This is a genomic window from Paenibacillus piscarius (assembly GCF_022234545.1).
Lineage (GTDB): Bacteria > Bacillota > Bacilli > Paenibacillales > Paenibacillaceae > Paenibacillus_AQ > Paenibacillus_AQ piscarius.
On sequence record NZ_JAIEUI010000001.1, the window covers coordinates 578,465 to 590,686 of the forward strand.

Here is a 12,222-nt window from a genome sequence, read left to right on the forward strand (position 1 = left end):
CTTACCAATCATCCCGATTTATGTTACATTAGTATGAAACTAATGTGAGTTGGGGGAGGTTCTTGCGGTGAAGCCGGATTTACGCTCTGCATGGGAGAATAACGTATTGGTCGGAGACGGGGCGATGGGAACCCTTTTGTATCAGAAGGGTTTTCCTGTGGGCATCTCCTATGAGGAATTGAATCTGACCTCGCCGGGGGTCATTGAGGAAGTGCACCGGAGCTATATTGATGCAGGTGCTGTGCTGCTGGAGAGTAATACCTATTCGGCAAACTACGATAAGCTGTCTAAGTTCGGGCTGGAGTCCAAGGTAGCGGAGATTAACCGTGCCGGAGTCCGCATTGCCCGCCAGGCCGCCGGAGAGAAGGGCTATGTCGTCGGGGCGATCGGCTCCATCCGTGCCGGCAAGCGGGCCAATCTGTCTGCGGCCGAGCTGAAGCGGTTCTTCTCGCAGCAGATTGCGGCCTTGCTGGAGGAGCAGCCGGACGGGATTATGCTGGAGACCTTCTATGACGTGGAGGAGCTGCATCTGGCCCTGAAGGCAGTGCGCAAGCTCAGCGCGCTGCCGGTGATCTGCCAGCTGGCTGTAGATGATTCGGCGCGCACGCTGGACGGGTTGACGCTACCTGAAGCGTTCCATATCCTGGAGCAGGACGGGGCGGATGTGATCGGCTTCAACTGCAACACCGGACCGAACGGTATCAAGCGTGCGCTGGGTACCCTCCAGGGCAGTCTGGTGCTTCCGGTATCAATCTATCCGAATGCGGGGGTAGCGGATTATGTAGACGGCCAATACCGCTACGGCGCATCGCCGGAATATTTCGGCCAGATGGCGACGGTCTTCGCCGATATGGGCAGCCGGATCATCGGCGGATGCTGCGGCACGACTCCGCGCCATATTGCCGAGATCTCCGCTGCGCTGAAGGGCTATGTAGCTGAACCGCTGCCGGAACCGGCCGCACCGAGAACGGCTGAACGCATCGCTGTCCACGAGCATCTGGCGGATGAAGCAGAGCAGGAAGGCGGCGAGCCTACGCTGGTTGATCTGGTGAAGGAACGGCACACTGTCATTGTGGAGCTGGACCCGCCGCGCGATCTGGACATTGCGAAGTTCATGAAAGGGGCAGAGGCGCTGCGCCGGTCGGGAGCCGATGCGCTGACGCTGGCCGACAATTCGCTCGCCGTGACCCGGATGAGCAACATGGCGCTTGGTCACCTTGTGCAGGCCCGCACTGGCCTGCGGCCGCTCGTGCACATCGCCTGCAGGGACCGCAACCTGATCGGAACCCAGTCTCATCTGATGGGCTTCGATGCGCTGGGGATAGATCATGTGCTGGCCGTAACGGGCGACCCTGCGCGCTTCGGGGACCTGCCCGGTTCAAGCTCAATTTATGACCTGACCTCGTTCGAGATTATACGGATGATCAGACAGCTTAATGACGGTGTCGCTTTCTCCGGCAAGCCGCTTAAGCAGAAGGCGAAGTTCGTCATCGGTGCGGCGTTCAACCCCAATGTGAAGCATCTGAATAAGGCCGTGGAACGGCTGGAGAAGAAGATTGCTTCCGGTGCGGACTATATCATGACCCAGCCGGTCTATGACCCAGAGCTCATTGTCCGTATTGCCGAGGCCACTGCACATCTTGAGATCCCGATCTTCATCGGGATTATGCCGCTGGCCAGCGGGCGTAATGCGGAATACCTTCATAATGAGGTGCCGGGCATTCAGCTGTCGGATGAAGTCCGCAGCCGGATGAAGGACCTCGAAGGGGAAGCCGGACGCGCTGAAGGCGTCCAGATTGCCAAGGAGCTGCTGGATGCGGCCACCGCACATTTTAACGGCATTTATCTGATTACTCCGTTTATGTTCTATGATATGAGCGTCCAGCTGCTGGAGTATATCTGGGCCAAACAGGGGCGCCAATTATCCCCCTTGTTTTGCTTGTAATAATCAATTACAATAGTGTAATGGATGTGATTCCGTTGTCTTATAGTATGACCGGATACGGTCAGTCGGCCCTGCAATTCGGCGGACACAAGATTACGTTCGAAGTCAAATCGGTGAACAACCGTTACTGCGAAGTTGTGCTGCGGATGCCCCGGGAGTGGACGGCTTATGAGGATCTGCTGCGCAGAATGGTTCAGGGCCATATCAAGCGTGGACGGGTAGATGTTATCATTAATAGAGAGCTGGCGGAAGGGTCTGCCGAGACCTATGCGCTGAACCGCAGTGCTGCGAAGGCTTATCTGGAGTCCGCGGAGGCGCTGGTCCGCGAGTATGGTCTCAAGGGGGAGCTCTCCCTGGCGGAGCTGCTCTCTCTTCCCGGTGTTATGGCAGCAAGGGAGGATTCGGCATCAACGGCGGCGGATTCCTGCGAAGAGCTTCCGGAGCTGCTGCAGCAGGGGCTTCAGCTGAGCCTGGACGCATTGCTTGAGATGCGGGCCCGTGAAGGTGCCCATCTGGCAGAAGATCTGCTGCGGCGGCTGGACCGCCTGAAGGAGCTTCATGCCGGGATCAGCGAACTTGCGCCCCAGACCGTCCGGGAATACCGCGAGAAGCTGCGGCAGCGGCTGGACCTGCTGAATGACGGGACCTTCCCTTGGGACGAGCATAAGTTCGGCATGGAGGTTGCTTTGTTTGCAGACCGCTGCAATATCGACGAGGAATTGACCCGGCTGGAGAGCCATTTCGGGCAATGCCGGGCCTTGCTGCTGGGCGGCGGGCCTGCAGGACGCAAGCTGGATTTTCTGATTCAGGAGATGAACCGGGAGACCAACACAATCGGGTCCAAGTGCAATCATCTCGGTGTAGTGAATCTCACAGTGGAGCTGAAGGCAGAGCTTGAGAAGATCCGCGAGCAGGCGGCGAACCTGGAATAACAGAAGCCTTACGCAAGCAATGATGGAACTTATGGGGGGAACAACCGGAACATGGCAATCAAATTAATCAACATCGGCTTTGGGAATATCGTGTCAGCGAACCGCATTATTTCCATTGTCAGCCCGGAATCGGCACCGATCAAGAGAATTATCCAGGAGGCCAGAGACCGGCATATGCTGATCGATGCCACCTACGGGAGGCGGACGCGGGCTGTCATTATAACCGATAGCGATCATGTGATTCTCTCGGCGGTTCAGCCGGAGACGGTCGCTCACCGCCTGTCCAGCAAAGATGACGATAACGACGAATAACAACAAATGGAGTGTACTATGTCAAAAGGATTGCTGATTATCTTATCCGGCCCTTCCGGTGTCGGCAAAGGCACGGTGTGCTCTGCACTGCGGCCGAGGATGCCTGAGCTCGTCTATTCTGTATCGGCCACCACGCGTTCGCCGCGTGAAGGCGAAGAGGACGGCGTTAATTACTTCTTCAAATCCAGAGAGCAGTTCGCTGATATGATTGAAGGCGACAAGCTGCTCGAATACGCAGAGTACGTAGGCAATTATTACGGGACACCGCGTGACTTCGTGGAGAAGACTCTGGAGAGCGGAAGAGATATTATTCTCGAGATTGAGGTTCAGGGCGCGCTCAAGGTCAAAGAGAAATTCCCCGAAGGCATCTTTGTCTTCCTGCTTCCGCCGTCCATGGATGAGCTGAAGGACCGCATCCGCGGACGCGGCACGGAGCATCCCGATGTGATCAGCCACCGTATGTCAGTGGCCGAGGATGAGATCAGTCTGATCCGTCATTACGACTATGCCGTGGTGAACGATGAGATTGATCTGGCCTGTAAGCGAATAGAAAGCATTATTATCGCCGAACATTGTAAGGTGAGATGAGCGGTCTCCTAGAAATGATGATTGACCCAGATTAAAGATGAAGAGGTGTCGTACGTGCTATATCCATCCATTGATGAAATGATGAATAAGGTTGACAGCAAGTATTCTCTAGTGGTAGCTTCGGCCCGCCGGGCCAGAGCACTCCGGGAAGGCGGCAAGACAGATATTCATGCGCCGAAATCGCATAAATATGTTGGTGTTGCGCTGGAAGAGATCTATGAGGACCGTATTCTGGTTACGCGCGGCGAGGAATAGGACGGCGGATGCCGGTTCAAGAATCGTTACTGCCAGATGTTGAAATGGTGCCGTCTCAATAGGCGGCAGAGCCATTTCGGCCCGGCAAGTGCAACTAAATTGATAATGGCCCGTACCGGGCTGTTCCTGACAACCGGAAGGTTGTTATTTTTTTCTCTACAAATCAGGAAAATATTAGAAATACGAAACAAGCGGCTGCAAATGAAGAAGCGGGGGGAGAGCGCAAGTGAAGAGTTTACAAGGGAAGTCGATTATACTCGGTATTACAGGCGGAATTGCGGCATACAAGGCTGCGGCCTTAACGAGCAAGCTAACCCAGCAAGGGGCTAAGGTGCATGTCATAATGACGGCATCGGCCAAGCAATTCATTACGGAGCTGACACTTCAGTCGCTGTCGAAGCAGCGGGTGTACAGTGATACGTTTCAGGAACGTGATCCGTCCTCGATCTCGCATATTGATCTGGCGGATGCCGCCGATCTGGTTCTGGTTGCACCGGCCACCGCTAACATTATCGCCAAAATGGCGCACGGGATTGCGGATGATATGCTGTCGACAACTCTCCTTGCGACTACAGCCCCCGTGATGATTGCTCCGGCTATGAATGTGCATATGTATCAGCATCCGGCGGTGCTCAGTAACTTGGACATCCTCTATAACCGGGGGGTGCAGTTCATTGAGCCGGGCGAAGGGCTGCTGGCCTGCGGGTATGTCGGCAAAGGCCGGCTGGAGGAGCCGGAGGCGATTGTGAAGGTGGTCGAGCATTTTTTTGCGCTGCAGCAGGACCGGAAATCCGGACCGCTAAGCGGCCGCAAAGTGGTAATTACCGCAGGCGGGACGGTGGAGCGTATCGATCCGGTCCGCTACATCTCCAATGACTCCTCGGGCAAAATGGGCTTCGCGCTGGCGCGCGCCGCGCGCGCCATGGGCGCTGAGGTGACGCTGATTGCTGCCCGCACCGATGAAGCGCCGCCCCGCGATACCGGAATTACACTGGTCCGTGTCCAATCGGCACAGGATATGCATGAAGCGGTGATGCAGCGCTGGGAGAATTGCGATATTCTGATCAAGGCAGCTGCAGTTGCAGATTACCGCCCAAGGCAGAGTGCAGAATCGAAGATTAAGAAGAGCGGCGATACTATGACCCTTGAACTTGTGAAGACCACCGATATTCTGGAGAGTCTGGGGCGGGCCAAGACAGGGCAGTTCCTGGTCGGCTTTGCCGCCGAGACCGGAGATGCCGAATTCTATGCCAAGGATAAGCTGGTCCGCAAGAATCTGGATCTGATTGTAGCCAATGATGTTACTGCCACGGGGGCCGGGTTCGGCACGGATACCAATATTGTTAAAGTTTATGATGCGGATGGCCTGGTGCTTGATCTCCCGCTGGCCTCCAAGGATGAGGTGGCACGCCAGGTGCTGCGGCTGGCTGCAGAGCGGGCTGCCGGAGCTTCACTATAATGGATATTGCCAAGGTCATTGTCGATGTTCCTGTGCGCAGCACCGACCGGCCGTTTGATTATATCATCCCGGATGCCCTGAAGCTGTGGACCGAGGTCGGCAGCAGGGTGGCTGTTCCCTTCGGGGGGCGGACGGTTCAGGGGTTCGTGGTCTCCCTGGAATCGGGAGACACCGGCAGCAATAGCAAGCTGAAGCCGATTGTTGAGGTGCTGGATCTGCTGCCGCCGTTGTCGCCGGAGCTGGTGGAGCTGGCAGACTGGATGAGCCAGCGGTATGCCTGCAGACGGATTTCCGCCCTGCAGGCGATGCTTCCGACTGCCCTCAAAGGCAAAGCCGAGCGGCTGATCTCGCTGGGGGATGCGGCGGAATCAGGGCAGCAGTCCGGAGACGAGCTGTTCCCGCTGTTCCTGGAAGAAGGTAATGAAGAACAGGAGATTATCGACTTCGTCAGACGCCACAGCGAGGTGTCGATGAAGCTGCTGACCCGTTCCTTCCCGGATGCGGCTGAGACGATTAAGTTCATGGTGCGGCGCGGGGTATTATCCGAGAGCCAGTCGATTAAGGACAAGCTGGGCAAAAAGAAGCTGAAGGCCGTAGATTTGGCGATAGGCCTCTCGGCAGCGCGCGAGTCGTTGTCCGGCTTCCCGGCACGTTCGGCGCGGCAGAAGGAAGTGCTCTCCTATCTGGTTGAGATGGAGGCCATGCTGCCGATGCCGCTGAAGGATATCCTGTCGATCCTTCAGGTAACGGCGGGTACGGTCAAAGCGCTGGAGGATAAAGGGTATATTGAGATCAGTGAAATCGAAGTGTACCGTGACCCTTACCAGGGACGTGACTTCAAGCCAAGCGCCCCGCTGCCGTTGACGGCGGAGCAGCAAGCCGTCTACGATAGAATCGTAGATGTGATCGAACGGCAGATGCACGAGGTCTTCCTGCTGCACGGGGTAACCGGCAGCGGGAAGACAGAGATCTATCTGCAGTGTATCCAGCGCTGCATTGAACAGGGACGGCAGGCTGTGGTGCTGGTTCCCGAGATTGCACTGACCCCGCAGATGGTCGAGCGGTTCAAGGGCCGGTTCGGCAGCGGGGTGGCAGTAATGCACAGCCGGCTGTCGGTTGGCGAGCGTTACGATGAGTGGCGCAAAATCCGTGAAGGCAAGGCGATGGTAGCGGTCGGGGCGCGATCTGCCGTATTTGCCCCGTTCGCCAATCTGGGCCTGATTATAATGGATGAAGAGCATGAAGGCTCCTACAAGCAGGAGGAGAATCCGAAATATCATGCCCGTGATGTGGCTGTGCGCCGGGCGGAGCAGGGCGGGGCGGCAGTGATTCTAGGCTCGGCTACCCCGTCGCTGGAGAGCTATCATGCCGCGCGCAGCCAGAGCGATATCCACTTCTCGCCGGTTCTGCTGGAGATGCCCAGCCGCGCACTCGGCAATAAGCTGCCGAAGGTGGATGTGGTCGATATGCGCGCGGAGCTTAAGGAAGGCAACCGTTCTATGTTCAGCCGCAGGCTTCATGCCGCTCTGGCGGCCAGGCTGGAGCGCGGGGAACAGACAGTACTTCTGCTGAACCGCCGTGGCTTCTCGACGTTCGTCATGTGCCGGAGCTGCGGCTATGTAGCCGGCTGCCCGGAGTGCGATATCTCGCTGACCTATCACAGCCGCAGCGACAATCTCCGCTGCCACTACTGCGGCCATGCCGAGCCGGCTCCCAAGCTGTGCCCGGAATGCGGGAGCGAGCATATCCGCTTCTTCGGAACCGGCACCCAGCGGGTGGAAGAGGAGCTCGGTAAGCTGTTCCCCGGCATCCGGGTGATCCGTATGGATGTGGACACGACGACAGAGAAGGGGTCTCATGAGAAGCTGCTGAACCAGTTCAGGGACAAGAAGGCAGATGTGCTGCTGGGCACCCAGATGGTCGCCAAGGGGCTGGACTTCCCCGATGTTACTCTGGTTGGCGTCATCACGGCCGACTCTGCGCTAAATCTGCCCGACTTCCGGGCGGCCGAGAAGACCTTCCAGCTGCTTACGCAGGTTGCCGGGCGGGCGGGGCGGCATCAGCTGCCCGGTGAGGTGGTGGTGCAGTCGTACACCCCTGAGCATTATTCGATTATTCATGCCAGCGGGCATGACTACCGCTCTTTCGTCCGCGATGAGCTGAAGCACCGCAAGGAGCTGCATTATCCGCCTTATTGCCGGCTGATTCTGGTCACCCTGTCCCATGAGCAGCTTCCGCTGCTGCTGAAGCTGGCAGAGAATTATGCGCAGGGCATCCAAGGCAAGGCCAGACAATTGCGCTGGTTCGGGAGCCTTGATAAGCTCTCCTCCGATGCGCTGGACCTGCTGGGACCGGTGGCCTCCCCGCTGCCGAGGCTGAAGGGCCGGTACCGGTTCCAGTGTATTATCAAGTGGCGCGGGGCCATTGATGCGATCGGCCTGGCCCGCCGGGTGGCTGAAGAGCTGGAGGATTCGGTCCGTGACAAGGGACTGCAGATCAGCATCGACGTCGATCCGCAGATGTTGATGTAACCGGGCGGCGTGTTACAATCATTGCATACAGACAGATATCAGATATGTACAGAACAAGGATGGTGTTAGTGTAATGGCAATCAGACTGATTGTGAAAGAACCGGATGAAGTGTTGCACAAAAAAGCAAAAACGGTAACGAATATTACCCCCAACGTTCAAAAGCTGCTTGATGATATGGCAGATACGATGTATGACGCAGAAGGCGTGGGCCTTGCCGCCCCGCAGGTGGGCATCCTGAAACGGCTGATCGTCGTGGATGCCGATGAAGAGCATGGGTTGATCAAGCTGATCAACCCGGAGATTGTCAGCATGGAAGGCGAGCAGTTCGGACCCGAAGGCTGTCTGAGCATTCCCGGTCTCAACGGCGACGTCCGCCGGGCCGAGACGGTGACCGTACGCGGCCTGAACCGGGAGGGCGAGGAAGTGACGATTACCGGAAACGGTCTGCTGGCCCGGGCGTTTCAGCATGAGATCGACCACCTGAACGGCGTGCTGTTCACAGATATCGCCGAGAAGGTCTATGAGTATACACCGGAACGCAAAGAACCAGAGGAGTGAAGGAAATGAAAATAGTGTTCATGGGAACACCGGCCTTTGCGGTACCCTGCTTGCGGATGCTGGTGGAAGAGGGTTATGAGATTGCCGCTGTTGTGACCCAGCCGGACCGTCCCCAGGGCCGCAAGAAGACACTGGTGCCTTCTCCGGTGAAGGAGGCGGCGCTGGAACTGGGGCTGCCGGTCCTTCAGCCGGAGCGTCTGCGCCGGCCGGAGGCCGTAGCGGAGCTTGCTGCCTATGAGCCGGATCTGATCGTGACTGCCGCTTACGGGCAGATTCTTCCGAAGAGCGTGCTTGAGCTGCCGCAGAACGGGTGTGTGAACGTTCACGGCTCTCTGCTGCCCAAATACCGGGGCGGTGCCCCGATTCAGCGCTGCATTATGAACGGCGAGCAAGTGACCGGTGTTACACTGATGTATATGGCTGAAGGGCTGGACACCGGGGATATGATCTCCCGGGTTGAAGTGCCGATCGAGGAGGAGGATACCTCGGGTACACTGTTCGTCAAGCTTAGCGCAGCCGGGCGGGATCTGCTTCGGGCAGAAATGCCGCGCCTTGCTGCCGGGCGTGTGGAGGCTGCGGTACAGGATGAGAGCGAAGCTACTTATGCGCCCAATCTGAGCCGTGATGATGAACGGATCGACTGGAGCAGGAATTCACGTGAGATATACAACCAGATTCGCGGCCTTGTCCCGTTCTCGGGTGCCTTCACCCTGTGGAACGGCGAGACCTTTAAGGTCTGGGCTGCAGCGAAGCCGGAGGCTGGTCAAGACGCCGGGGGCGATGCGGCTCCAGGCACGGTGCTGTCTGTGAGTGCAAGCGGCGTAGAGGTCAAGACCGGTGACGCTTCTTTGCATCTGACCACTGTTCAGCCTGCCGGCAAAAAAGCGATGAGTGCAGCTGACTTCAGCCGCGGGACGACGCTTACGCCCGGCACGGTGCTCGGTTGAGCGCGGGCGGCAGCACAGGCGGCAAAAGAGCAAGCCGTCCGCAGTCTCCCGGCAAGCCGGCGTCAGGTAGCGGCAGAGCGCCTTCGGGCGGCGGGCGGCGCGGCAGCGGGTCCGGGAAGCCGGGCGGAAAGCTGCCGGCTCCGGTCTCGGCGCGTGAAGTCGCGCTTGATGTTCTTGTCCGCGTAGAGCAGCAGGGCGCATACAGCAACCTGCTGCTCGGCAGCAGCCTGCAGAAGGCTGAACTTAGCCGGGAGGACACGGGCCTTGCAACAGAGCTGGTCTATGGAACCCTCTCGCGGATGATTACGCTGGACTTTGTACTGGACGGCTTCGTCAGCAAGGGCCTGGCCAAGCTGGAGCCTTGGGTGCGGGGGCTGCTGCGGCTGAGCCTGTACCAGATTATGTATCTGGACCGGATTCCATCCCATGCAGCCGTCAATGAGGCGGTGAATATTGCCAAGCGGAGAGGCCATCAGGGAATCTCCGGGATGGTTAACGGCGTCCTGCGCAGCGTGCTGCGGGCCGGCGAGCTGCCCGTCCTGCCGGAGGGGCTCAGCCGGGAGGAGCGGATCTCCATCCTGCACTCCCATCCGCTGTGGATGGTGCGGCGCTGGTCGGCAGAATATGGCCTCGATACGGCTGAAGCCATGTGTGCGGCGAACAATGAGCCGCCGGCGGTCAGTGTCCGGGTGAATACGACGATGACCAGCCGGTCGTCGCTGGTGGACGAGCTGAGCGCGTCCGGCCTCGATGCCGTGGAATCGGAGCTCAGCCCCTTCGGGGTGGTGATCCGCGGCGGCGGCAATCTGGCACTCTCTTCCTGGTACAGGGACGGCTATCTGTCCGTCCAGGACGAGAGCTCTATGCTCGTGGCCGAGGCTGTGGCTCCAGAGGCGGGCATGAAGGTGCTCGACTGCTGCGCCGCTCCCGGCGGCAAGAGCGCTCATATGGGCGAGTTGATGAAGGATCAGGGACTGATCCTGGCGAATGACCTGCATGAGCATAAGGCGAAGCTGATCGCTGAGCAGGCTTCACGGCTCGGCCTGGAGTGCATTACAACGGCAAGCGGCGATGCGCTGAAGCTGGTAGAGTCTCTTCCCCCGGCATCCTATGACCGTATTCTGCTGGATGCCCCTTGCTCCGGGCTTGGCGTGATCCGCCGCAAGCCGGACCTGAAGTGGCGGAAGCAGCCGGAGGATGTAGCCGGTATAGCAGCGCTGCAGCGCGAGCTGCTGCAGTCGGTCTCCCGGCTGCTGAAGCCGGGAGGAGTGCTGGTCTACAGCACCTGTACGACTGAGCAGGCGGAGAACAGCGAGGTTGTCGCCGGGTTCCTGGAGCGCAACCCGGACTTCGCCCCGGCAAGCTTTCAGTCTCCTGTCTGGGAACGGGTGAAGGGAACCGCACTTGCCATGGGGGAGGGGATTCAGATTCTTCCTCATCATTATGGCAGCGACGGGTTCTATATCGCCCGTCTGGAAAGACTGTCTTAACGGAAATAACGGATAGAGATACCCTTGCACTACGGCTTCCCGCCCGCAGCGTATTCTGTGTGGCGGGCTTTTCTTTTACCGTCTCTGAGATTTGTGTTAAAATAGGAAGAATGAGAAACAATACGCATATAATTTAGGAAAGATCAGGTGCATACAACAATGAAACCTTTAATATATGATTTGACGTTAGAAGAATTGCAGCAATGGGCGAAGGACAATGGAGAGCCGGCATTCCGCGGCGGACAGATCTTCGACTGGCTGTATGTGAAGCGGGTCAATGAGTTCGACGCCATGAGCAATCTCTCCAAGGCGCTCCGCAGCAAGCTTGCCGAGCAGTTCAGCCTGTCGGCGCTCACTGAAATCACGAAGCTGGAGTCCAAAGACGGCACCGTGAAGTTCCTGTTTGGCCTGCATGATGATCATGCAATCGAGACTGTTATTATGAAGCATAATTACGGCAATAGCGTATGCGTAACGACCCAGGTCGGCTGTCGGATTGGCTGTACCTTCTGTGCTTCCACGCTCGGCGGACTGAAGCGGGACCTGACTGCAGGCGAGATTGTGGCCCAGGTGGTCCGCTCCCAGCAGATCCTGGATGCGCGCGGCGAACGTGTCAGCAGCATTGTCATTATGGGGACAGGCGAGCCGTTCGAGAATTATGATGCCACCATGAGATTCCTCCGTCTGATGATCCACGAGAAAGGCCTGAATATCGGCCAGCGCCATATCACTGTATCCACCAGCGGCATCGTGCCGAACATCTACAAGTTTGCGGATGAAGATACGCAGATCAATCTGGCCATCTCTATTCATGCTCCGAATGATACCTTGCGCTCCAAGCTGATGCCGGTGAACCGCCGTTATCCGTTTGACGATGTAATCGAATCTCTTCGTTACTATCAGGCCAAGACCGGTCGCCGGATTACCTTCGAGTACGCTTTGATCGGCGGGGTGAATGACCAGCCGGAGCATGCCAAGGAGCTTGCCGGTGTGCTGAAGACGATGCTATGCCATGTGAATCTGATTCCGGTCAATCATGTGCCTGAGCGCAAGTATGTCCGGACTTCCCGTAATGATATCTTTGAATTTCAGCGTATACTGGCCGATCAGGGCGTGAATGTTACCATCCGCCGTGAGCAGGGCCATGATATTGCGGCCGCATGTGGTCAACTGCGTGCCAAACATATGGAGTTGGGGTGAGGAT

General features: G+C 57.8%; 11 protein-coding genes. All 11 read left to right on the forward strand.

Annotated features, from left to right (window positions below):
- Window positions 1–67: 67 nt before the first annotated feature.
- The 11 genes from K1558_RS02630 to rlmN all read left to right on the forward strand — a co-directional run bounded on the left by K1558_RS02630 (window position 68) and on the right by rlmN (window position 12,218).
- Complete coding sequence (locus K1558_RS02630) at window positions 68–1,945, forward strand: bifunctional homocysteine S-methyltransferase/methylenetetrahydrofolate reductase (protein WP_238649807.1); 1,878 nt, start codon at window positions 68–70, stop codon at window positions 1,943–1,945.
- A gap of 35 nt (window positions 1,946–1,980) precedes the next feature.
- Window positions 1,981–2,877 (forward strand): YicC/YloC family endoribonuclease, encoded by an 897-nt coding sequence (locus tag K1558_RS02635; RefSeq protein ID WP_238649808.1) that lies wholly within the window; start codon window positions 1,981–1,983, stop codon window positions 2,875–2,877.
- A 51-nt stretch (window positions 2,878–2,928) separates the two neighbouring features.
- The gene (remA, locus tag K1558_RS02640; protein WP_006209218.1) at window positions 2,929–3,189 is read left to right on the forward strand and encodes an extracellular matrix/biofilm regulator RemA; all 261 of its coding nucleotides are present in this window, start codon (window positions 2,929–2,931) and stop codon (window positions 3,187–3,189) included.
- 18 nt (window positions 3,190–3,207) lie between these two features.
- Window positions 3,208–3,777, forward strand: a complete 570-nt coding sequence (gene gmk, locus K1558_RS02645) for a guanylate kinase (RefSeq protein ID WP_238649809.1) — start codon at window positions 3,208–3,210, stop codon at window positions 3,775–3,777.
- A 54-nt stretch (window positions 3,778–3,831) separates the two neighbouring features.
- Window positions 3,832–4,032: a DNA-directed RNA polymerase subunit omega gene (gene rpoZ / locus K1558_RS02650; protein ID WP_238649810.1), complete on the forward strand. Its 201-nt coding sequence runs from the start codon at window positions 3,832–3,834 to the stop codon at window positions 4,030–4,032.
- Window positions 4,033–4,258: 226 nt separating this feature from the next.
- Window positions 4,259–5,491, forward strand: a complete 1,233-nt coding sequence (gene coaBC, locus K1558_RS02655) for a bifunctional phosphopantothenoylcysteine decarboxylase/phosphopantothenate--cysteine ligase CoaBC (protein ID WP_238649811.1) — start codon at window positions 4,259–4,261, stop codon at window positions 5,489–5,491.
- Window positions 5,491–8,022 (forward strand): primosomal protein N', encoded by a 2,532-nt coding sequence (priA, locus tag K1558_RS02660; protein WP_238649812.1) that lies wholly within the window; start codon window positions 5,491–5,493, stop codon window positions 8,020–8,022. Before coaBC ends, priA begins: the two co-directional genes overlap by 1 nt.
- A 73-nt stretch (window positions 8,023–8,095) precedes the next feature.
- Window positions 8,096–8,581 (forward strand): peptide deformylase, encoded by a 486-nt coding sequence (gene def / locus K1558_RS02665; RefSeq protein WP_238649813.1) that lies wholly within the window; start codon window positions 8,096–8,098, stop codon window positions 8,579–8,581.
- Between the two features lie 5 nt (window positions 8,582–8,586).
- Window positions 8,587–9,528 (forward strand): methionyl-tRNA formyltransferase, encoded by a 942-nt coding sequence (gene fmt, locus K1558_RS02670; RefSeq protein WP_238649814.1) that lies wholly within the window; start codon window positions 8,587–8,589, stop codon window positions 9,526–9,528.
- Between the two features lie 131 nt (window positions 9,529–9,659).
- Window positions 9,660–11,018, forward strand: coding sequence for a 16S rRNA (cytosine(967)-C(5))-methyltransferase RsmB (gene rsmB / locus K1558_RS02675; RefSeq protein ID WP_238650009.1), 1,359 nt, complete (start codon window positions 9,660–9,662; stop codon window positions 11,016–11,018).
- Window positions 11,019–11,177: 159 nt separating this feature from the next.
- On the forward strand, window positions 11,178–12,218 hold the full coding sequence (gene rlmN, locus K1558_RS02680; protein WP_238649815.1) for a dual-specificity RNA methyltransferase RlmN: 1,041 nt from the start codon (window positions 11,178–11,180) through the stop codon (window positions 12,216–12,218).
- Window positions 12,219–12,222 lie beyond the last annotated feature (4 nt).

What these genes read in the sequence shown, in the direction of transcription:
- rlmN (WP_238649815.1), top strand. Translation starts at nt 11,178, where the DNA reads ATGAAACCTTTAATATATGATTTGACGTTAGAAGAATTGCAGCAATGG.
- priA (WP_238649812.1), top strand. Translation starts at nt 5,491, where the DNA reads ATGGATATTGCCAAGGTCATTGTCGATGTTCCTGTGCGCAGCACCGAC.
- gmk (WP_238649809.1), top strand. Translation starts at nt 3,208, where the DNA reads ATGTCAAAAGGATTGCTGATTATCTTATCCGGCCCTTCCGGTGTCGGC.
- remA (WP_006209218.1), top strand. Translation starts at nt 2,929, where the DNA reads ATGGCAATCAAATTAATCAACATCGGCTTTGGGAATATCGTGTCAGCG.
- def (WP_238649813.1), top strand. Translation starts at nt 8,096, where the DNA reads ATGGCAATCAGACTGATTGTGAAAGAACCGGATGAAGTGTTGCACAAA.
- fmt (WP_238649814.1), top strand. Translation starts at nt 8,587, where the DNA reads ATGAAAATAGTGTTCATGGGAACACCGGCCTTTGCGGTACCCTGCTTG.